At 52.2% G+C, this 20,927-nt stretch carries 17 protein-coding genes and 2 pseudogenes; 14 read left to right on the top strand and 5 right to left on the bottom strand.

Going from position 1 to position 20,927, the window contains the following annotated elements; all coding sequences use genetic code 11:
* The first annotated feature begins 8 nt into the window (after positions 1-8).
* The 11 genes from N1689_RS08335 to N1689_RS08285 all read left to right on the top strand — a co-directional run bounded on the left by N1689_RS08335 (position 9) and on the right by N1689_RS08285 (position 11,900).
* Positions 9-935: an amino acid ABC transporter permease gene (locus tag N1689_RS08335; protein ID WP_260058529.1), complete on the top strand. Its 927-nt coding sequence runs from the start codon at positions 9-11 to the stop codon at positions 933-935.
* Complete coding sequence (locus N1689_RS08330) at positions 919-1,713, top strand: amino acid ABC transporter ATP-binding protein (RefSeq protein WP_222925743.1); 795 nt, start codon at positions 919-921, stop codon at positions 1,711-1,713. The genes N1689_RS08335 and N1689_RS08330 overlap by 17 nt, the downstream gene beginning before the upstream one ends.
* Entirely contained in the window at positions 1,710-2,609 is a 900-nt protein-coding gene (locus N1689_RS08325) for an ABC transporter substrate-binding protein (protein ID WP_161736793.1), read from the top strand. Before N1689_RS08330 ends, N1689_RS08325 begins: the two co-directional genes overlap by 4 nt.
* Positions 2,610-2,759: 150 nt before the next feature.
* Positions 2,760-3,320, top strand: coding sequence for a non-canonical purine NTP pyrophosphatase (locus N1689_RS08320; RefSeq protein WP_161736794.1), 561 nt, complete (start codon positions 2,760-2,762; stop codon positions 3,318-3,320).
* A complete protein-coding gene (locus tag N1689_RS08315) occupies positions 3,317-4,111 on the top strand; it encodes an SIR2 family protein (protein ID WP_003855101.1) in 795 nt (264 codons plus the stop codon). Before N1689_RS08320 ends, N1689_RS08315 begins: the two co-directional genes overlap by 4 nt.
* A gap of 156 nt (positions 4,112-4,267) precedes the next feature.
* Entirely contained in the window at positions 4,268-4,609 is a 342-nt protein-coding gene (locus N1689_RS08310) for a YebG family protein (protein ID WP_161736795.1), read from the top strand.
* A gap of 720 nt (positions 4,610-5,329) precedes the next feature.
* Complete coding sequence (locus N1689_RS08305) at positions 5,330-6,661, top strand: carbohydrate porin (protein WP_260058761.1); 1,332 nt, start codon at positions 5,330-5,332, stop codon at positions 6,659-6,661.
* 163 nt (positions 6,662-6,824) lie between these two features.
* Positions 6,825-7,658, top strand: coding sequence for a BglG family transcription antiterminator LicT (gene licT, locus N1689_RS08300; RefSeq protein WP_161736808.1), 834 nt, complete (start codon positions 6,825-6,827; stop codon positions 7,656-7,658).
* 136 nt (positions 7,659-7,794) lie between these two features.
* A complete protein-coding gene (gene bglF / locus N1689_RS08295; protein ID WP_161736809.1) occupies positions 7,795-9,654 on the top strand; it encodes a PTS beta-glucoside transporter subunit IIABC in 1,860 nt (619 codons plus the stop codon).
* A 12-nt stretch (positions 9,655-9,666) separates the two neighbouring features.
* Positions 9,667-11,061, top strand: a complete 1,395-nt coding sequence (locus N1689_RS08290) for a glycoside hydrolase family 1 protein (protein WP_260058528.1) — start codon at positions 9,667-9,669, stop codon at positions 11,059-11,061.
* Positions 11,062-11,153: 92 nt separating this feature from the next.
* A complete protein-coding gene (locus N1689_RS08285; RefSeq protein WP_161736811.1) occupies positions 11,154-11,900 on the top strand; it encodes a glucosamine-6-phosphate deaminase in 747 nt (248 codons plus the stop codon).
* A 43-nt stretch (positions 11,901-11,943) separates the two neighbouring features.
* On the opposite strand, the gene N1689_RS08280 is transcribed toward N1689_RS08285, so the two are convergent.
* Complete coding sequence (locus N1689_RS08280; protein ID WP_260058525.1) at positions 11,944-13,074, bottom strand: Fic family protein; 1,131 nt, start codon at positions 13,072-13,074, stop codon at positions 11,944-11,946.
* A 521-nt stretch (positions 13,075-13,595) separates the two neighbouring features.
* Here N1689_RS08280 and N1689_RS08275 point away from each other — a divergent pair.
* Complete coding sequence (locus tag N1689_RS08275; RefSeq protein ID WP_161736813.1) at positions 13,596-15,536, top strand: methyl-accepting chemotaxis protein; 1,941 nt, start codon at positions 13,596-13,598, stop codon at positions 15,534-15,536.
* Positions 15,537-16,437: 901 nt separating this feature from the next.
* Complete coding sequence (locus N1689_RS08270) at positions 16,438-16,818, top strand: hypothetical protein (protein WP_222925746.1); 381 nt, start codon at positions 16,438-16,440, stop codon at positions 16,816-16,818.
* Between the two features lie 166 nt (positions 16,819-16,984).
* Here N1689_RS08270 and N1689_RS08265 read toward each other — a convergent pair.
* Positions 16,985-17,119, bottom strand: a pseudogene (locus tag N1689_RS08265) (ABC transporter); the annotation flags it as partial.
* On the opposite strand from N1689_RS08265, the pseudogene N1689_RS08260 reads away from it, so the two are divergent.
* Positions 17,117-17,698 (top strand): annotated as a pseudogene (locus N1689_RS08260) (ROK family protein); the annotation flags it as partial. The pseudogenes N1689_RS08265 and N1689_RS08260 overlap by 3 nt on opposite strands.
* Positions 17,699-17,739: 41 nt before the next feature.
* Here the strand turns inward: N1689_RS08260 and N1689_RS08255 are convergent.
* The 3 genes from N1689_RS08255 to N1689_RS08245 all read right to left on the bottom strand — a co-directional run bounded on the left by N1689_RS08255 (position 17,740) and on the right by N1689_RS08245 (position 20,766).
* Positions 17,740-19,014, bottom strand: coding sequence for a Glu/Leu/Phe/Val dehydrogenase (locus N1689_RS08255; RefSeq protein ID WP_161734684.1), 1,275 nt, complete (start codon positions 19,012-19,014; stop codon positions 17,740-17,742).
* Between the two features lie 464 nt (positions 19,015-19,478).
* Positions 19,479-19,874 (bottom strand): DUF1090 domain-containing protein, encoded by a 396-nt coding sequence (locus N1689_RS08250; RefSeq protein WP_253418179.1) that lies wholly within the window; start codon positions 19,872-19,874, stop codon positions 19,479-19,481.
* Positions 19,875-19,995: 121 nt separating this feature from the next.
* The gene (locus tag N1689_RS08245; protein ID WP_161734678.1) at positions 19,996-20,766 is read right to left on the bottom strand and encodes a MerR family transcriptional regulator; all 771 of its coding nucleotides are present in this window, start codon (positions 20,764-20,766) and stop codon (positions 19,996-19,998) included.
* Positions 20,767-20,927 lie beyond the last annotated feature (161 nt).

The raw sequence follows: 20,927 nt of genomic DNA, 5'->3' as shown, positions 1-20,927 counted from the left end.
GAGTGACGATGAGCAAACATCAACATCTACAGGTGGTCCCGGCACGTTATCCGGCGCGCACCGCCGGCGCTATTCTGGCGCTGTTTATCCTGGCGGGTGTGGTGCAGTCAGTGGCCTTTAACCCGCGCTGGGAATGGGGCGTGTTTGCCCGCTGGTTTTTCGATCCGGTGATCCTGCACGGTCTGGGTCAGACGCTACTGCTGACCCTGCTGGGCACGATATTCAGCCTCTTTTTCGGCGGTCTGCTGGCGCTGGCACGTCTCTCCTCATCGTGGCTGCTGAGCACGCTGGCGTGGGGCTACATCTGGCTGTTCCGTTCGCTGCCGCTGATCGTGGTGCTGATCATTCTCTATAACTTCTCCTACCTCTACGACACGCTGTCGATCGGCATTCCGTTTACCGGCCTGTCGTGGGGCGCATTTCAGACGATTAATGTGCTGGGCCAGTTCCCGGCGGCGGTAACTGGTCTGACGCTGGTGCAGGCGGCTTACAGTGCAGAAATTATCCGCGGCGGGATCCTCGGCGTCGATCACGGGCAGGTTGAAGCCGCCTCCGCGCTGGGGCTTTCCGCCTCACGCCGGACCTTCCGCATCATTCTGCCGCAGGCGCTGCGCGCCATTATTCCGACCGCATTCAACGAGATCATCAGTCTGGCAAAAGGGACTTCGATGGTTTACGTGCTGGCGATGCCGGAGCTGTTTTATACCATTCAGATGATTTACAACCGTAATCAGGAAGTGATCCCGCTGCTGATGGTCGGTGCCGCCTGGTATCTGATTATCACCACCGTCCTGTCCGTGATTCAGTATTACGTTGAGCGCTGGCTGGCCCGCAGCGTGAACCGTGAGCCGCAGCCTTCGCGCTGGCAACAATGGCGCAATCGCGTCACGCCACTTCATCCGACCGAGGAGATCAGCCATGTCCGAAGCCATTGATTACCGTACTTCTCACACAACAGGTGCCATCACTATTACCGGCGTGACCAAGCGTTTTGGTAAACACAAAGCACTGGATGATGTTTCGCTGTCGCTGGAACCCGGTTCGGTCACGGTGATTCTGGGGCCATCCGGCTCCGGCAAATCCACGCTGCTGCGCACCATCAATCATCTGGAGCGGGTCGACGAGGGATTCATTCAGATCGATGGCGACTATATCGGCTATCAGCAGCGCGGCGACAAGCTGTATGAACTCAAAGAGAAGGCGATTCTGCGGCAGCGTATCAACGTCGGCTACGTGTTCCAGAACTTCAATCTGTTTCCGCACCTCAGTGTGCTGGATAATCTGATTGAAGCGCCGATTGCCCATCGTCAGCTGACGAAATCTGAAGCGATAGCGCGGGCGGGTGAACTGCTGGACATTGTCGGCCTGCGCCATAAAGCCGATGCCTGGCCGCGTCATCTGTCGGGCGGGCAGCAGCAGCGTATCGCCATTGCGCGCGCACTGATGCTCAATCCCCGCGTGATGCTGTTCGATGAGCCGACCTCGGCGCTGGATCCGGAGCTGGTCGGTGAAGTGCTCGACGTGATCAAAAAGCTCGCGCGTTCCGGCTCCACGCTGGTGATTGTGACCCATGAGATCGGCTTTGCCCGTGAAGTGGCGGACAACGTGGTCTTTATGGTGGATGGCCGGATTGTTGAGCAGGGCAGCACGACGCAGGTACTGAACAATCCGCGCCATGAGCGCACCCGCCGTTTCCTGGCGCGCGTGTTATGAGGGCGCTGACCTTAACAGCGCTGACGCTGCTCCCGGTGCTGAGCTGTTCGGCTGCGGAGAAGCTCGATGTGCTGAAAAATGAGACGCCAATCCATGCCCCGGCGAATCCGCAGGCGATCGCGAAAATCCCGGCTGGCTTTCACTTTATACAACCCGGTACGCTGACGGTGGCGACCGCCGCGACTAATTCTCCGCCGCTGTCGCTGCTGGCGTCTGACAACGTCACGCGGATCGGCAGCGATCCGGACATTGCCAGGCTGCTGGCTGACAGTCTGGGATTAAAGCTGAAGCTGGTTCCGGCCTCGTGGGAAGACTGGCCGCTGGGCATCAGCGCCGGACGTTATGATGTCGCGATGTTTAATATTGCCGTTACCGAAGAGCGTAAGAAGAAGTTCGATTTCGCAACCTATCGCGCTGATAACCACGCCTTTGCGGTAAAAAGCGACAGTAAAATCAGCCAGATAAACAGCCCGCCTGATATTGCCGGTAAGCGGATTATCGTTTCGTCGGGCACCAATCAGGAGCGCATCTTACTGAGCTGGGATCAGCAGAATCGGGCCAATGGTCTGCCTGCGGTGACGCCAGTCTATCTTACCGATGATGCCTCAGCGACGCTGACGCTGCTGTCGGGACGAGCCGATGCGATCTTTGGTCCGCACTCGATGGCCGCCTGGAAAGTGGCCTCACGCGGACAGACAAAGCTGGTTGGCAGCGGTCCATTTCGCGCCTGGGTTGCCGTGACCACCAAAAAGGGCAATGGGCTGGCACCGGCTTTACAAGCCGCTCTGGATGGCACCATTACAGGTGGGCAGTATCAGCAGGTGCTGGCCCGCTGGGGTGAACAGGATGAAGCGGTTACACACTCCACGGTGAATCCACCGGGCATTGTTTACTGAGGCTACAGAACCGGCTCTCCTGCTGAAGCCGGTTCTGCAATTTAATGCCCACAGAATTGAACTACACTCTCCAGCGTTAGTGATTTATCCTGCCCGCCTGTTTTCGTAAAAATCCTCACTGCGTGGCGGAGTAATTGACCTGGAAGCCCCATGAAAATCAGATTCCTTTCTGCCAATGAGCCAAAACTGGCTGAGGTGCGCAAAATACTCGAACCCATCGGGGTCGAAGTTCTGCCCATCGCCCGTCGCATCGAAGAAATTCAGACTGAAAACGAGCTGGACCTGGTGCGCGATAAACTGACCAAAGCTTTTTCGCTGATTGGGCGGCCACTGTTTGTGGAGCATACCGGCCTCTATCTGGACGGCCTGAATGGTCTGCCGGCCGGTCTGACCCGCATCTTCTGGAACCGCCTGGACGCAGAGCGCTTTACCGCGCTGGTGCAGGGGCTGGACAGCCAGGCCGTGACGGCCAAAACGGTGCTCGGCTACTGCGACGGCCGCAAAATGTATCAGTTCTCGGGTGAACTGCGCGGCACCATCGCCCCTAAACCTGCAGGAACGCGCGGCTTTCAATGGGATTGCGTGTTTATTCCCGAAGGCTATGAGCAGACCTTTGCAGAAATGGGCGAACTCAAGAACGAGATCTCAATGCGGCGCATCGCGCTGGATCGCTTCGCCACCTTTTTAAAAACCTCGCGGGGAGTGGCATGAAACCTGAACTCAAACGCGCCTATGATTCCGGCAAACTGATTCTTTTTGCCGGTGCCGGTATTTCGCGCAATTTTGGCTTACCCGAGTGGCATGAACTGATTGCTCACCTCGCAAATGAGCTGGGCTACGATCCTAAGATTTTTAATACCTACGGCACGCATCTGTCGCTGGCGGAATATTACAAACAGAAGAAAGGTTCACTTGGCCCGCTGCGCAGCTGGATGGATCGCGAGTGGCACCGCCCGGATATCGATGTCCGGTCTTCAGAAATTCACACCATGATTACTCAGGGTAATTTCTCGCGTATCTACACTACCAACTACGATCGCTGGCTGGAAGCAGCGCACGATGCGCACGGTGTTCCCTATTATAAAGTGGCGAACGCCGCTGACCTGGTCTCACTGACCGAAGATAAACGTCACATTATCAAACTGCACGGTGACTTCGATGATGACACCTCTATCGTGCTTGATGAGAGCAGCTATTTTGAACGCCTCTATTTCGACTCACCGCTCGACATCAAACTGACCCATGACGTAATGGGCAACTCTGTGCTGTTTGTCGGCTATAGCATCAGCGATTTCAACATCCGCCTGCTGTTTTACCGTCTGACCAAGATGTGGGGCCGCACCGGGCTGGCGACAGCCCGGCCCAAATCGTATCTGTTCACTAACCGTAATAACCCGGTAGCCAAAGAGGTGCTGGGGCAGTGGGGGATCGAGGTGATCGTTTCCGAAGAAGACGATCCGCGTAAGGCGCTGGCGATGTTCCTTGAAGAGCTGCTGGTGTAGTCAGCCTGGCTTCTGGCAGAGAAGCGGCAGGAAAAAGAAAAAAACCTGCGCCCGGTTAAGGTTAGCCTGCGCGTAGCAAGTAAACTTGATTCTCTGCTGGCAAAGCATAACCGGCATGATATACTGTATGTATACACAGTACCTGAGGGCGAAAAGATGGCTGTTGAAACAAAATTTGTTGTAGTCAGAAAGGGTGAAGAGAAGATGACGTTTGCCAATAAGAAAGAGGCCGATGCCTACGACAAAATGCTCGATATGGCCGAAGCCTTTACTGACTGGCTGTTACAGCATCAACCTGCACTGGATGAATCTCAGGCAGAAACGCTGGGCCTGCTGATTGCAGAGCAGAAAGACACAGTGCAGCATATTCTGCGTACCAGCAAACTGCCGGACGTGTCCGCAGGCGCGACGAAGCCTGAAGCCGTGGCAGATAATGGTGCGGATGAGCAGGTGGAAGAGCCTGCTGCGAAGAAAGTACGCCCCGTTAAAGCTGCGTAATTGCCACAACGCCGGAAGCGACCCTCCCGGCGTTGTTGTTTCTGATTAACGGATTTATCCGACCTTTTGTCAGGACATACAAAACACATCCTCCTGTCATTTCCTTGTGCTGAATGCCCGCCTGCAATCTCCCTGTAAATCACGCAAATCAACCAGCTACATTTTTGAACTCAGCGCTATAGCATCAATCAGGATTCAATAATCTGGATTTTTGATCATTCATTTTTAAGCTTTGACGCCGTTTGCGTATTTTAACTCTACGCATAAACATCATCAGTCTTAATTGAATGAATTAGCAAGAAAACTAATATGATATTCTCCTGGTGATTTCTTACCTCATTTTAAATATTAATTAACACCAGTCACATGAAATAAGAGATATTAATTGTTAATCGGCTCACATTTTCTTGTGAAATAATCCGGCAGTGCTATTCAATTTTAAAAAGCAATGTTAGGTTAGAGCCGTTTTCAGCGTAGGGTTGTTACTGGATAACAGGCAAAACCTAAGCGTTCCACAGTCTTAACCACTGTGGGGGGCTTAGGTTTTTTTTTGCCATAAATTTACTCCGTCATAGCGTAAATCATTAATAACCATAGCGATAACGAATCGACCTATTCAGGCCAGGGAAACATGACGTTGAGCAAAGCAGGTTCAGGGCTCTCCTGCGAACCGTACATCATTAAAATCAAAAACAGGTTGCTAAGATGAAATATAAAAGCATGCTGTGCGCACTCTCATTATTGACCTTTTCACCCTTGTCGACAGCGCAGGAATGGAGCGGAACGGTATTAGGGTTTGAATCTCCACCGGATCCCGTTCTGGGTGATATGTATGGTCTTCGTAAATCGCTTAACAATAATGGATTTACCTTTAACCTGGGTTATCTGAATGAAATTGGCTGGAATGGCGGCGGTGGATACAATCATGCGTCACACGTCGCTTATATCGATCAGTTTGCTTTGACCTTTAATCAGGATTTGTCGCGCTGGACAAATATTCCCGATGCACGTATTGAAGCGAACATTGTTAACCGCAATCACAACGATGATCTGACCACGCGACGGGTGCAGGATCCTCGCGTGAATGTTAACGATCTCACGCAGGAGAGCTGGGGCGGACAATCTATTACCCGACTGGGCTGGCTGACCTTTGCCCGAAGTTTTGATGATCGGCGTATAACATGGCGTATCGGAATGATGAACAAGGTTCAGACCTTCGATCAGATTATACCCTGTGATTTCCAGATGCTTTCACAGTGTGGCGGAAAATCCGCGAACTCACTAACCTGGAATAACTGGAACGTTCATACATGGGGAACCACGCTCGAATACCGGTTAACGCCCTTTGTCACTTTGAAAGGCGGCGTGATGGAGCAGAACCCGGACGCTTCCAGTCGTCATCACGCCTGGAGTGGTTCCACCCGACGCAGCAAAGGTGTCCTGCTGCCGGTTGAGATCGAAGCCCGCCCAATCATTAATGGCCTGCCGGGAGCCTACAACCTGGGCGTAGTTTTTACCAATGCTCCGCAAACTGAACTCTATCGCGGCCGGTCCGGTGGCGCGGGAGTCAGTGATCCCGGTGGTGATGAGAAGCATAACCGGACAGGGTTTCTTTACGCCGGGCTTAATCAGCAACTGACGCGACATCAGGATGACGCAAGTCGCGGGTTAAGTACTTCATTCAGTATGAGCCTGGCCGATCAACGCACTAACTACATGCACTCGGTCTATGCGGCTTCGCTCCGCTATCGGGGTCTGTCTGACGCTCGTCCTGAAGACTGGATAGGTTTTGGCCTGACCTGGACAGATATGAGCAATCAATACGCGCGTAACCAGCGCTACATGAACACGATCAGTGGTATTTCTGACTACAACGATGCGGCTTATCATCCGGTGCCTGGCCATTCACTGAATGGAGAATTCTATTACCGATTCCGCCCCGTTTCCTGGCTGGAACTGCAACCCGGGCTTCAGTACTGGCATCGTCCGGCGGGTATTGCCCATACGCAGGATGCCTGGGTGACTGAACTCAAAACGGTGGTTACTTTTTAAGTTAATAAGCGGATTTCGATCGCTGTCACGCTTTTTACCCTGACAGATTGAGGTCACGAATAAAACTGATAGAGTGCCCGGACTGGATTGTTACTGCTTAGGCAGGCAAAACCTGATTTCTGGCCTCTGCCGGATGTCAGGTTTTTTTGTTTCTGGGGTTCCGATGAAAATCGCCAAAATTCTGAATAATAACGTGGTGATGGTTCAGGATGAGCAGGGGCGCGAGCAGGTCGTCATGGGACGTGGGCTGGCCTTCCAGAAGCGCGTCGGCGACAGTCTCAATGACGCGCAAATTGAGAAAGTGTTTGCACCACAAAGTGATCTGCTGGTCCGTCGGCTGGAGGAGTTGTTACATCAAATCCCGCCTGAAGTGATGACGACCTCCAATTGCATTATTGATCTTGCGATACAGCGTCTCGGGAAACTGCAGGAGAGTCTGTATATCACGCTGACCGACCACTGCTTCTTTGCCATTGAAAGACAGAAAAAAGGTCTGGCGATTAAAAATGTGTTGCTGTGGGACATCAAACGTCTCTATCCCAAAGAGTTCGAACTGGGGCAGGAGGCCAGGGCAATCATCTCCCGTCGTCTTAATGTCGAACTACCTGAGGATGAAGCCGGGTTTATCGCGTTACATCTGGTGACGGCACAGCTCAATAACGAAATGCCGGAAGTGATGCATGTTACGCGGGTAATGCAGGAGATTCTGCAACTGGTGAAGTATCAGTTGCGGCTGGAATATAACGAATCGTCGCTGAGTTACCAGCGTTTTGTCACCCATCTGAAGTTTTTCGCGCAGCGTATGCTGACGCGAACCGTAGTCGACGATGACGATGTTTCATTGCATACGGCAGTAAAAGATAACTACCCCAAAGCCTGGAAATGCGCGGTGAAAATCGCGCAGCATTTGCAACAAAGCTATCAGCGTGAGCTGACCGCAGAAGAGATTATGTTTCTCGCTATTCATATTGAGCGGGTGAGGAAAGAGGGGCACTAAGCCCCATCAAACAGGATTGTTACTGCTTAACGCAGGCAAAACCTGAGCGCGGCCTCTGAAAGGAGGACGTTCTCGGGTTTTTTTATTTTTGGCTCAGTCAACGGATGTCCATGGACATCGGTTTAAGGAAATCGAGATGGAATATCACACGCTGGCGCAGGATATCCTCGGCCATATCGGTGGCAGAGATAACATCGTAAGTCTGGTTCATTGTGCCACCCGGCTTCGCTTTAAACTGAAAGATAACCATAAAGCCGATGCGGAAGGACTGAAGAAAAATCCGGGGGTGATTATGGTCGTCGAAAGCGGCGGTCAGTTTCAGGTGGTGATTGGCAACCATGTTCATGATGTCTGGCAGGCTGTCCGTGCTGAAGCGGGACTTTTGGATGAGGCCCCTGCATCAGCCGAAGATAAGGCGTCAGGTAACCTTTTCAGTCGCCTGATCGATGTTGTGTCTGGCATTTTCACGCCGTTTATCGGGATACTTGCCGCCTCGGGTATTCTCAAAGGCTTGCTGGCTCTGGCCGTGGTCTGCGGCTGGCTTTCTGTTGAAGGTGGAACATATAAAATCTGGTTTGCGGCAAGTGATGCGCTGTTTTTCTTCTTTCCGCTAGTGCTGGGCTACACCGCCGGAAAAAAGTTTGGCGGGAATCCCTTTATTACCCTGGTGATTGGCGGGGCGCTCACTCATCCGACGATGATTGCCGCCTTCAATGCCAGCCAGCAATCCGGCGCCATGACGGAAGCGTTTCTCGGCATCCCTGTGACCTGGTTTAATTACAGCGCGTCGGTGATACCCATCATCCTCGCCGCATGGGTGAGTTGCTGGCTGGAAAAACAGAGTACCCGTCGGCTGCCCGCCTCCATGAAAAACTTCTTTGCGCCACTGATCTGTCTGAGCATCACTGTGCCGCTGACCTTTCTGGTGATCGGTCCACTGGCCACGGCCTTAAGTCAGATGCTGGCGAATGGCTACCAGTGGATTTATGCGCTGGCTCCCTGGCTGGCTGGCGCCGCCATGGGCGCGCTATGGCAGGTCTGTGTAATTTTTGGTTTGCACTGGGGACTGGTACCTCTGATGATTAACAATCTTGCGGTACTGGGGCATGACTCGATGCTGCCTATGCTGTTGCCTGCTGTCATGGGCCAGGTTGGCGCGGCGCTGGCCGTTTTTTTGCGCAGCCGGGATGCGCGGCAGAAGATGCTGGCGGGTTCATCCGTGACCGCTGGGATTTTTGGTATTACCGAACCGGCCGTCTATGGGGTTAATCTGCCCCTGCGTCGTCCCTTTATCTTTGGCTGTGTGGCGGGCGCTATCGGCGGTGCCATTGTCGGTTTCAGTAGCACACACGTTTATTCCTTTGGCTTTGCCAACATCTTCACTATCGCCCAGATGATCCCGCCTGGCGGTGTCGACGCCACGTTATGGGGTGGTATTGCCGGGACCACACTGGCGCTGATACTGGGCTGTAGCCTGACGCTGGTAGCGGGTATGCCTGCTACCAGTGTGCCAGTTACGGCAACCCCGGTGATAACTGGCGAAGATGACATTCTGTCACCGATGACCGGTACCGTAATCGCGCTTGATCAGGTGCCCGACCCGACCTTTGCCAGTGGCCTGCTGGGACAGGGCGCAGCCATCATTCCTTCCGACAACAAAGTCATTGCGCCTTTCGCGGGTGAAGTTGCCTCTCTGTTTCAGACCCGGCACGCCATCGGCCTGTTGAGTGACAGTGGGATTGAGCTGCTAATCCATGTGGGTATCGATACCGTCAGGCTTGATGGCAAACCTTTTACGGCACATGTAAACGTGGGCGACACGGTTAAGCCCGGCGATCTGCTGCTGACGTTTGATCGTCAGGCCATTCTTGATGCCGGATATGACCTTGCAACACCGATCATCATCACTAACAGCGATGCGTATCATGAAGTTTTGACGGTGGCAGGGACAGCTGTCACCGCAGGAACGCCATTACTCAGCATCATTCATCAGTAAAAGGAGCACAGGATGAAAACTTTCCCGGATACATTCTTATGGGGTGGTGCGGTCGCCGCTAATCAGGTTGAAGGCGCCTGGCGTGAAGAGGGGAAAGGCCTTTCCACCTCTGACGTCCAGCCACAAGGGATTTTTGGCCCGGTAGTCGATCGCGTTGCGGGGAGTAAGAGCCTTAAAGATGTGGCGATCGATTTTTACCACCGCTATCCGGACGATATCAGGCTGTTTGCAGAGATGGGATTTAGCTGTCTGCGGGTTTCAATTGCCTGGACGCGTATTTTCCCGAACGGTGACGAGCAACAACCTAATGAAGCAGGCCTGGCCTTTTATGACCGATTATTCGATGAGCTGGCAGCACATAACATTACGCCACTTGTGACGCTGTCACATTATGAGATGCCCTGGAATCTGGTTCAGCAGTATGGCGGCTGGGGAAACCGCCGGGTGATTGGCTTTTTTGAGCATTACGCGCGTACGGTGTTTACCCGCTATCAGAAAAAAGTCAGGTTGTGGCTGACCTTCAATGAAATCAATATGTCTTTACATGCGCCGATGACTGGCGTAGGCCTGCCAGAAACCAGCAGCCTGGGCGAAATTTATCAGGCGATTCATCATCAACTGGTGGCCAGTGCTCTGGCGGTTAAAGCCTGTCACGAAAGTAACCCTGAAGCCAGTATCGGTAATATGCTGCTGGGTGGGCTGGTCTATCCGCTGAGCTGTAAGCCTGATGATGTGCTTGAAGCGCTGCAGGAGAACCGCAAATGGCAATTTTTTGGCGATGTACAGTGCCGGGGAGCTTATCCGGGCTATATGTTGCGCTTCTTCCGCGAAAACGATATCCAACTGGATATTACCGATGCCGATCGCCAGATACTCAAATCGACCGTCGATTTTATCTCTTTCAGCTATTACATGTCCGGCTGCGTCACCGCCGATGAGGCGCTGAATCAGCAGATGCGCGGTAACATTCTGAGCATGGTGCCTAATCCCCACCTGCAGAGCTCTGAATGGGGCTGGCAGATTGATCCGGTCGGGTTGCGTACCTTGCTGAATCTGTTGTGGGATCGTTATCAAAAGCCGCTGTTCATCGTTGAGAACGGACTGGGGGCCAAAGACATACCGGATGCCACCGGCGTCGTGCAGGATGACTACCGCATCAGCTACCTCCACGATCATCTGGTTCAGGTGCGGGAGGCCATTGAAGATGGCGTTGAGGTCATGGGGTATACCAGCTGGGGTCCAATCGATTTGGTCAGCGCATCCAAAGCCGAACTCTCTAAACGTTACGGCTTCATCTATGTTGACCGCGATGATAATGGCGAAGGCTCGCTGGCGCGTAGCCGCAAGAAAAGCTTCTACTGGTATCAGGAGGTTATAGCGACAAACGGAGCCTCACTTAAAGGGTGAGATGACTGCCTGTTAATACCCATCATTGTGGCTCACGACAGGTCGCGATGCCACATTGATGTTTGTCAGTAAAACGATTACGGGATGATGAAATGAAACTGATCGTGACGGACAATTATAATGAAATGAGCCAGATCGCAAGTCATCATATGCTGGGTTATATGACACAAAACCGACGTGTGAATCTGGCAATAACGGCAGGTCGTACGCCTGCTAAATTGTACGAATATCTTGTTTCAGCCATCGGCGGACGCTCCGGCTATTCACATGTTCATTACTATAACTTTGATGAAATTGCGTTCAAAGGTCAACATCGTGAGGGCGTTACGATATCCAGTCTGCGTCAGCTTTTTCTGTCACCAGCACAAATTAAAGAAACGAACATTCATAAACTCACCGATGACAATTTTCTGGATTTTGAGCGTCTGTTAAAGCAGGAGGGTGGATTAGATTTAGTGCTAATGGGACTGGGGTCAGATGGACATTTTTGCGGCAACATCCCTGGCCTGACCCGATTTCATCACCCGGTGGTTAAGCATCCCATAGAGGGTGATCTCGCTGAATTCATTGCCCGGACTGAAATGAAGGGTGATTTAAGCTCTGTGCCTGATCATTATGTAACTATGGGGCCGATGAGCGTTATGGCAGCAAAAAATCTGTTACTCATTGTCAGCGGCGAAAATAAAGCCTGGGCTTTGGCACAGGTTATCGAGGGAGCGGTGACGGAGCAGATTCCTGCATCCGTTCTGAAATTACATCCTTCTTTGTTAATTATCGCTGACAGGGCTTCTGCCTCTCAATTAAGTACTGAGTCGCTTGAGCGTTATGTTCAGGGTTAAACTAACCTGGTAGTTAACGTTACAGAACATCACGTGATTAACGCTATAGCTTTTTAGCATCTGTTACTACCTGATAGCGGGTGCTTCTGCCGCCACCCTCAAGCCGGTAAAGACAACCTTTCTCTACCAGGTCCGCCAGATGACGGGTCGCGGTCGCTTTACTCACTTTAGCCACCTTCTGATACTGACTGGCGCTGATCCCCCGTTCGAAACCCTGCTCGCCACCATCCAGCAGCCGGTTCAGCACTTTCACCTGTTCCGCGCTTAATCCCATCCCCTGGTGACGTAGCCAGAAACGCGCTTTCATCTGGGTACGATCGATGACGTGCATCGCCTGCTTCAGGCTCTCATCCAGGATATCAAGAAACCACACCAGCCAGTCTGTGATATCAAGGCCGCCTTTCTGCGTCTGCTCCAGGATGCGGTAATAACCGGCACGCTGCGCCAGGATAGCGGGTGACATGGCATAAAGGCGAATGCTCTGACTGTCGGCCTGCGCCAGTGCCAGATCGGTTAGCGCACGGGTGATACGGCCATTCCCATCGTCAAATGGATGCAGCGTAACAAACCAGAGATGACAGATGGCAGCGCGCAGCATCGGGTCCAGCATCACATCCTGCTGACTGCTGTTGAACCACTCAATAAACTGCGCGAGCTGCGGCTCCAGTCCGTGTCGCGGCGGCGCTTCAAAATGCACCGTGGGGCGATCAATGCGACCTGATATAACCTGCATTGGCTCACTGCCGCGCAGCGTGCCGACGCTCAGACGCTGCACCGTCCATTCATCGGTCGGGAAGAGCCAGTGATGCCACTGAAATAATCGGTCGAGCGTCAGTGGCTGACTGCGGTTGTTGATGGCATCCAGCATCATGGCGGCCAGCCCTTCTGAGCGATCAGAGACCGGATAAGGCTGTTCTTCTGTGACGCCTAACCGGCGTGCCAGCGATGAGCGTACTGACTGTACGTTTACCCGCTCCTCTTCAATCGCGGAAGAGGAAAGGATATTACTTAACAGAGTATCCAGCGTCTGCGAATCACTGTCTGACTGCAGGCTGGCACGGCCCAGCAGCAATCCGCGCTGCTGCTGCAGATGGCGCAGGCGCGGTAACAGCACGGCATCCTGCCATTGAAAATCGGGCCAGTCCGGCTGTTGCCAGATCCAGGTAACGCTCATATTCGGCTCACGCTAAGGGTGGATGAGCCGAATAAAGGAGGCTATTCGGCTCACAGAATGAGCCGATAATAGCGAGTATTTGGCTCACAGGTCAACCCGGCTGAATTGAGGGCAAAAAAAAGGACCCGAAGGTCCTGTTTGCTTAGCGGGAGAACTGCATAAAGGTGTCTGAATAGTAGTGAACGATCCAGGCGACATACGCCAGCCAGACAACCATCCCGATAGCTAATCCTGATTTACCGATCATTGTTCTATCTCCACTGCGATAAGGGGGCTACAGCAACTGTTGACATAAACTGACAGTAATGGTGGGCACCAGTATTGTTGCAGATCAAAAAAAGGCCGTTCATTAGCAGCGCCATAATCCCTTTGCGATCAACTTCCCGTAATCACGCTCTGTGAGACCCCCATCACGGCGGTGAAATGGCCATTAAAGTTCAAAAAAACGCCGCCGATAGATGATCTCAGGAGCACCTTAACTACAAGGAGGTATTGAGCCAGGTAAATTTCAGGGGATCACTATGGCCAGTCAGTTAACACATAAGAAAAGAATGAGTACCCGTGCGCAGATGCTGATCATGGGTGGTTTGACAATTATGCTGGGATTTACCGTGACCATCGGCGTCCTCAGCTGGCAGTCGGGTAAAGAGCAGAAGGTGCTCGCAGAAAACTATCTGCAGCAGATTGCACAGAGCCGTGCGCTTCAGGTGCAGCAGGAGCTGGGGCATGCCCGTGATGTTGCCAGTCATCTCGGGCAAAGTCTGATCGCGTTGCCTCAGGCCGCTATTACCGACCGTAAAGTGGCCGATAAAGTCATGGAGTATGCGCTGCGCGCCAACCCTGATTATCTGTCGATGTCGGTGATATTCGAACAGAATGCGTTTGATGGCCGCGATGCGGAGTTCGCGTCACAGCCGGGCCAGGCGCCACAGGGACGCTATGCCTTTTTTGTGGATCGTGACGCATCAGGTAAATACGCGATGCATCCGCTTCTCTCCTATCTGACACCGGGTCAGGGCGATTACTATCTGATCCCGCAAAAATCACAAAAAGATACGCTTACCGAACCTTATAGCTATGCCTACAACGGCGTGCCGACATTGCTGACTTCCGTAGCTGCCGCGATTATCGATCAGGGGACCTTAAAAGCGATCGTCACCTCTGACATTTCACTGGCCTCACTGCAGCAGAAAGTGAATCAGATCAAACCCTGGCAGGGCAGCGGCTATGCGCTATTGCTCTCGAATGGCGGGAATGTGGTGTCCTCACCCGTGAAAGAGGAAGCCGGTAAGCCCTGGAAAGGCGAAAAAGATGGTTTTACGACGAAAGTCGTACAGCATTTTGATGCCGTGCTGGGCGAAGACGCATTAGTCACCTGGCAGCCGGTGGTGATTGGTAACAGTGACAAACCCTGGTATCTCGGCGTTGTCGCACCGGTCAGTCAGGTGATGGCTGCTGCCAACCGGCAACTGATGTGGGCACTGCTGCTGATGGTGGTCAGTATTCTGCTGGTCGGCACCGTACTCGGCATGCTGTTCAGTCGTAAGGTGCTGCGGCCGATTGGCGGCGAGCCGATTGAAGCGGCAAATATTGCGCTGGCCGTCGCGGATGGCAAGCTGGATAACGCAATTGCAGTGAAAAACGGCGATCGCAGCAGCCTCTTCTTTGCGCTTCATACTATGCAAAGCCAGCTCCGGCAGATTGTCGGGCAGATTAAAGATTCCAGTGAATCAGTACGACAGGGCGCGGGCGAAATTGCCAGCGGCAACCTGAATCTGGCGTCACGCACCGAAGAACAGGCCGCCGCGCTGGAGCAGACTGCAGCCAGCATGGAGCAGATCAGCGCCACGATCCGCCTGAATGCCGACAATGCGCAGCAGGCGACCAGCCTGACTGAAAACGCGACGCACATTGCCAGTCGCGGTGCCTCGCTGGTAGGCGAAGTGGTGCAGACCATGGCGCAGATCGATGACAGCTCGAAAAAGATTGGCGACATTACCACGATGATCAATAGCATTGCCTTCCAGACCAATATTCTGGCGCTCAACGCGGCGGTAGAAGCAGCACGCGCCGGTGAGCAGGGGCGCGGTTTTGCGGTGGTCGCCTCAGAAGTGCGTAATCTGGCCCAGCGCAGTGCTAATGCGGTGAAAGAGATCGGCGCACTGATTGAAGAGTCGAGCGTACGGGTGGAAAGTGGCGTCCGGCTGGTGAACGATGCCGGTAAGACCATGCAGGAGATGATGCAGGCGGTAAATTCAGTGCAGGGAATTATCGGTGAGATCGTTACAGCGTCAAGCGAACAGGCACGTGGCATCAGTCAGGTAACGATAGCGGTTAATGAAATGGATGGTGTTACCCAGCAGAATGCCGCGCTGGTGCAGCAGATGTCGGCGGCTGCCAGTTCACTGGAAGATCAGGCGCAGCAACTGTCACAGACGGTGGAGCAGTTTCATCTGGCGTAAAGCGGGCTGATACTCCTGAAAAACCGTCGCTGCTGGATAAAGCGGCGGCGGTTCAAATAGCATACGTCCTTCGCAAAGAGATAAGAGCGCCATCCCTTTTCGCTAACACTGATAGGGTGATTAACTACCACCGGTGAAGCAGAGTACGCCCGTCTTCGTCCTTGTGGCCATTGCCACACTGAAACTTATTTAGCAGCACATGGTCCCAGCGTCACCTTTTATGCCAGCAAATCCAATTCATACTGCATATCTGAAACTAATCCTGTTTATTAATTCATCGGGGGATAAATCCCCAAACATAAAAAGCCAATTCTCGGGAAGCTTAATACTTCTGTATTTTCATTATTTAAGTTTGTCTGCACTTTATGGGTAATACAGCAAGTTGCGATAAAGCGTGCAGAGCTATACGTTTCAGCGGAACTTAAGCTGTCAAAGCGATAAGGTCTTGCTACATTGATGCTCTCTGTCCCTTTTAATCGTCGTGACAAATGTCTGCCGAACTCATATCCGCTCGTGTTGACGCTGCGGGAATTGAGGTCAGACATGAGTTTGCTCTGGCATATTTACTGGCTGCGGCTGTTATATATAAAACGAATGCCGGGCATAGAAAATGAATACACGGTTCTTCAACGCATTGGCTAAATTTGTCTGTTTTGTGGACACAGAACTATTCTTTTGTGCCAGGAAAGTAAGGGAAATTGCCTGTTCTGAAGAGGTATAACAGGAAAGAAGACAACCTTATCTAATAAATGAAACGCAACTATGTTGAATACCAGGGACAGTGTAGTATTGAAATGACGAATTGACTGAGTTATTTTCAATATCACTGGCAAACCACCAGTCTTACTGGCGCGTGCAGTAGAAAGGGTTTTTTAACATTAATGACTAAAAAGGCAAGGCGATGAAGTTCAGATATATAGTCCTGATGGGAATGGTAACACTTAGTCTGGTCTTCGCACTATTACTTCCTGGTGTATTTTCGCAGTTAAGAAATACGCCTGAAATTAATTATTATAAAGGTCATGCTGATCTGGCTTATAGTGTATATAGTGGTTGTAAAGATCATCCGGCCAACATTGATGACTGCTATGCGGCATACAGTGCGGCCGTTTATCTGGCAAGCTCAGGAGATTGCACTCCTGCAGGTAAAGAAGTAAAGCGTAGGTTTAAGATCCTTGTTGAAAACATTAGTGAGAAAAATGTTACTGAAGAAATAATATCTGATTGTCAGGTTAAAGATGAGGAGCATTTCTTTAAAAAAATGATGAAGAAGTTTAGCTGACGTTATTGGCGAAGAAATAGCGATAACATCCAGTGGCTCTGCCGTCCACTATTTAGATCGGCCACCGTTCAGGAAAAATTAATTCGGGCAATCCCGTTCCCCCCCTGAAAACGTCTTTAGCGACGACTGGTTGCTGTTGAAGTTGGGGAGAGTGTTAATCAATAATTTCGGCGACGGTCAGATGCGGATAAAGCGCATAGCTCTGAAACATCCTGACAATATCCCGGTCAGCGGGATTCAGGTCGTTGAACTGCTTTTTATCCAGCAGAATTGCCCCGCCAGAGACGCTATCCAGACCGGCGAACGTGTTCACGGTACGGCGCGCCATCTCAACCTCAACTCCTTTATCTATCTCTATATCGGTACCGGTCTGGGTGCCGGCATCTTCACCGATGGCCACATTTATACCGGTCACGCCCATAATGCGGGCGAGATTGGCCACATTGTGGTGGAGCCAGGCGGCCGCGACTGCTACTGCGGAAATCAGGGTTGCCTGGAACGTTATGTCTCGTTGCAGGCCGCCTATGAATTCTGTGGTCTCGATCCGATGCGGGCGCTGCCTGAAGATCTGCTGCAGATTGAACCTGCGCGTTTCCTTGCATGGATAGAGAGCGTAACAACGCCGTTGCGCCAGGCAATCAATATTCTGGAGTCGGTGTTTGATGCAGAGGCAGTGATTATTGGCGGGATGATGCCTGCGCCATTGCTGGAACAGATGGACGCGCGCTTGCCGCCGCTTTATCAGTCGGTACGTGGACGTTACCTGTTAGATATGCGGCTGAAGAGGGGCATGACCGGCAGCGATACCGCTGCACTGGGAGCCGCCGCGTTACCGATTTTTGATGAGTTTAACCCGAAGTTTCAGGTATTAATGAAATAGGCGAGAAAAGGGCGCTGTTACCTGCAACAGCGCCCTAAGCATTAACCCGGGTAGATACCGCGATCTTTACGCGCCATCAGGATCCGTTCACACGCCACGATATAAGCCGCAGTACGTAGCGAGCAATCCTTCTCCTTTGACTTCTCCCAGATATGAACCATCGCTTCGGTCATAATCTTATCGGAGCGACGATTGATCTCATCTTCACTCCAGAAGAAGCTGGCCATGTCCTGAACCCATTCAAAGTAACTGACGGTCACGCCGCCGGCATTACAGACCACATCCGGCACAACGATAATGCCGCGGGTTGCCAGCATGTCATCAGCATCCGGATAGGTCGGGCCGTTTGCGCCTTCCAGCACGATTTTGCAGCTCAGGATCTCCGCGCGCTCGCGGGTAATCTGACCTTCCAGCGCGGCTGGGATCAGGATATCCATCTCAGTGGTCCAGAACGCCTCTTTATCAATGCTCTGCGCACCAGGGAAACCGGCAATCTGCTTGTGGGTGATCTGCCATTCGCTCAGCGCGGCCATATCAATGCCATCTGAATTATAAATCGTTGCAGTGTGATCCTGAATCACCACCACGCGCGCGCCTGCTTCATCAAACAGACGTGCCGCTTCGCTGCCGACGTTACCGAAGCCCTGAACCGCCACACGGGCGCCTTCGATGTCAATACCTGAGCGACGAGCCACTTCACGGCCAGTAATAAACACCCCACGGCCGGTCGCTTTTTCGCGGCCCAGTGAGCCGCCCAGGTGAATCGGTTTGCCGGTCACCACGCCGGTAATCGTGGTGCCGTGGTTCATGGAGTAGGTATCCATCATCCACGCCATCACTTTGCTGTTAGTGCCGACGTCCGGTGCCGGAATATCTTTCTGCGGTCCAATAATGATGCCGATCTCGCTGGTATAACGACGGGTCAGCCGCTCAAGTTCACCATCGGAGAGTTTGAAAGGATCAACACGAATGCCGCCCTTGGCACCGCCATAGGGCAGGTTGACTGCCGCACATTTGATCGTCATCCATGCAGATAGCGCCATGACTTCATTAAGATCGACATCAGGATGATAGCGAATACCGCCTTTACCCGGGCCGCGTGAAAGGTTGTGCTGAACGCGATAGCCTTCAAAATGGCGAATCGAGCCATCATCCATCTGAAGAGGAATGTCGACAATCAGTGCGCGTTTTGGATGCCGCAAAGTATCTATCCAACGTGAAAGATCGCCAAGATAGGGCGCAACCCGGTCGATTTGCTGTAAGTAGGTGGACCAGGCAGATGTGCTGCTTTCAGACGCATAAGATAACTTATCCATAAAAAACCTTTCTTAATGAAGTTATTTATTGTGTGGAGCCGTGGATGGTGAGCGCATTGTATGGCGCGGACATAATCTAACACTTCTGAAACAAATAAGATGGGGTATCCGCCCTGGAAAAGTGCAGGCATGCCCCTTTTTGGGGCGCGTGTAGTGAATAGATTTTGAGAGATGCCCTTTAAAGACGAATAATAATGCGCTACGGGTGCGTACAGCCTGCATATAAGGGGGGGCTCGCTATCTTTCAATTCTTTGAGGACGTTCAAAAAGTTAAATAATTGATCTTAACTTCATTGACTTTGCTGCACCAATTAAGTGCATGAGAATAAGTAATCGAAGGATTACCTTAAGTAATGGGTTGAGCGGAAAATAAGCAGCTTAATCATCTGGTTAGAACAGACAGGAATGATAAGGCGAGGAAAATAAAATTGGCGGGCCAGCGCCGCAAGGCTGGCCCCGAAGCATTACTGCCGCAAAGCCTGTTCGGCTTCTTTCAGCTCTTCACGCGCTTCTGCCAGCTTATCTTCGCGCTTCTGAATCTTGCTGGCACTACGTCCTTCCGCTTTCGCTTCTGCCAGCTCCTCTTCACGCTCCTGCACCTTAAACTTTTTCTCTGCTACTTTTTCCTGGCGCTGCTTTAACAGGCTCTCTTCAGTGCAGTTCTGATCCACTTCACGCAGCGCTTTTTCAAGGCCGGCAACCTGATGGGTATTATTGTGCTGGCGGGCAAAGGAGAGCTGTGTCTCAATCTCCTGCTTTTTGGCAGCACAACCGGTCAGATTAGAAGCCGCATGCGCAGCGGTGAAAGCGAGTGGTGACAGGCACAGAGTCAGGGTCAGGGTCAGTAAAGTCTTTTTCATCGTAGTCTCGTCAATGAGTCAGGGTTGAGACTCCAGTATACGTAGCCACCTTAAGAGATTCTTAACGAAAAAAATTATTTACTGGCGCGGAAAAGCAGGGGAATAGTGAAGCTGCCTGCTATCAGGCAGCGCTGGAAGAGGAGGTTTGTGAAAAATGCAGATTACGATCAGGTCCACTGAGCATGATCGGAAAACCATCCTGACTCTGCTGGTCATAATAGTCCTGCATCACCTGACTGATCCCCGCACCACACCACATCACATGATGCTGATGAATGGCGGTTTTAATGGCAGGCTGTCCAGTGGCACGCGAGTCAACCGCGACATTAAAGCCCAACGCCGTCAGACGAATTGCCTCCAGCCAGATTTCCGTTTTATCCAGTACGCTTACCGCTTCCAGAAACAGAGGAACGGACGATTCACTGCGCGATGAGACACGCATCACTTTGTCCGCCTGCTGCTTAACGGTTTTCTCAAAACGGTCAAGGCGTCGTGCCGCGCCCTGACGGTGGTCGGCATAGAGCCAGACGCTCAGCGGTCGCAGCAAATTAATGATTAAATCATCACCGCTATAGTTACTGGACATGTCGTGCATCTGACGTGAAAGCGACAACGGTGTGCCAAATTCAAGCTGCCAGAGCATGTCGCCCTTGCGCGCCGCCCAGCCGTAGGTCTTAACCGATGAGGCGTCCTGCTGACCCTGCCTGATCTCATTAAGTGTTGCACCGGTTGCCGTCAGGCCAACCAGAGTGTGGATTTCGCTGAGATGAGCATTGCTCCACTCGTCAGCATTCTGCTGTGATGTCAGTAATCCCTGCTTCATCCAGCGCTTCAGATTCGCAGGATGCGTGCCGGTTATCGCACAAACAGTATCAGTAGTATGAAATTGCATATCGTGCCCTCTGCTGAGGGAAAGGCCGCCGGAATTAACCGGGGATGAACAACCACTATGAACCTTATAATCGTTAATTAACAGCGTTAACGCCTGTTAAAAGCGCTAAATAGCACCAATCACGCTGCGCTTATTCGGGTTTTTGAACAGGTTAAATTCAG

This window comes from Pantoea sp. XY16, from assembly GCF_025153065.1.
GTDB classification, from domain to species: Bacteria; Pseudomonadota; Gammaproteobacteria; order Enterobacterales; family Enterobacteriaceae; genus Pantoea; species Pantoea alfalfae.
This window is presented reverse-complemented; position numbering and strand designations above follow the sequence as displayed.

Excerpts from the sequence above, each read along its gene's own strand:
- N1689_RS08245 (WP_161734678.1), bottom strand. The coding sequence starts at position 20,766 with ATGCAATTTCATACTACTGATACTGTTTGTGCGATAACCGGCACGCAT.
- N1689_RS08335 (WP_260058529.1), top strand. The coding sequence starts at position 9 with ATGAGCAAACATCAACATCTACAGGTGGTCCCGGCACGTTATCCGGCG.
- N1689_RS08275 (WP_161736813.1), top strand. The coding sequence starts at position 13,596 with ATGGCCAGTCAGTTAACACATAAGAAAAGAATGAGTACCCGTGCGCAG.
- N1689_RS08280 (WP_260058525.1), bottom strand. The coding sequence starts at position 13,074 with ATGAGCGTTACCTGGATCTGGCAACAGCCGGACTGGCCCGATTTTCAA.
- bglF (WP_161736809.1), top strand. The coding sequence starts at position 7,795 with ATGGAATATCACACGCTGGCGCAGGATATCCTCGGCCATATCGGTGGC.
- N1689_RS08320 (WP_161736794.1), top strand. The coding sequence starts at position 2,760 with ATGAAAATCAGATTCCTTTCTGCCAATGAGCCAAAACTGGCTGAGGTG.
- N1689_RS08255 (WP_161734684.1), bottom strand. The coding sequence starts at position 19,014 with ATGGATAAGTTATCTTATGCGTCTGAAAGCAGCACATCTGCCTGGTCC.
- N1689_RS08325 (WP_161736793.1), top strand. The coding sequence starts at position 1,710 with ATGAGGGCGCTGACCTTAACAGCGCTGACGCTGCTCCCGGTGCTGAGC.
- N1689_RS08305 (WP_260058761.1), top strand. The coding sequence starts at position 5,330 with ATGCTGTGCGCACTCTCATTATTGACCTTTTCACCCTTGTCGACAGCG.
- N1689_RS08315 (WP_003855101.1), top strand. The coding sequence starts at position 3,317 with ATGAAACCTGAACTCAAACGCGCCTATGATTCCGGCAAACTGATTCTT.
- N1689_RS08330 (WP_222925743.1), top strand. The coding sequence starts at position 919 with ATGTCCGAAGCCATTGATTACCGTACTTCTCACACAACAGGTGCCATC.
- N1689_RS08310 (WP_161736795.1), top strand. The coding sequence starts at position 4,268 with ATGGCTGTTGAAACAAAATTTGTTGTAGTCAGAAAGGGTGAAGAGAAG.
- N1689_RS08290 (WP_260058528.1), top strand. The coding sequence starts at position 9,667 with ATGAAAACTTTCCCGGATACATTCTTATGGGGTGGTGCGGTCGCCGCT.
- N1689_RS08270 (WP_222925746.1), top strand. The coding sequence starts at position 16,438 with ATGAAGTTCAGATATATAGTCCTGATGGGAATGGTAACACTTAGTCTG.
- licT (WP_161736808.1), top strand. The coding sequence starts at position 6,825 with ATGAAAATCGCCAAAATTCTGAATAATAACGTGGTGATGGTTCAGGAT.
- N1689_RS08285 (WP_161736811.1), top strand. The coding sequence starts at position 11,154 with ATGAAACTGATCGTGACGGACAATTATAATGAAATGAGCCAGATCGCA.
- N1689_RS08250 (WP_253418179.1), bottom strand. The coding sequence starts at position 19,874 with ATGAAAAAGACTTTACTGACCCTGACCCTGACTCTGTGCCTGTCACCA.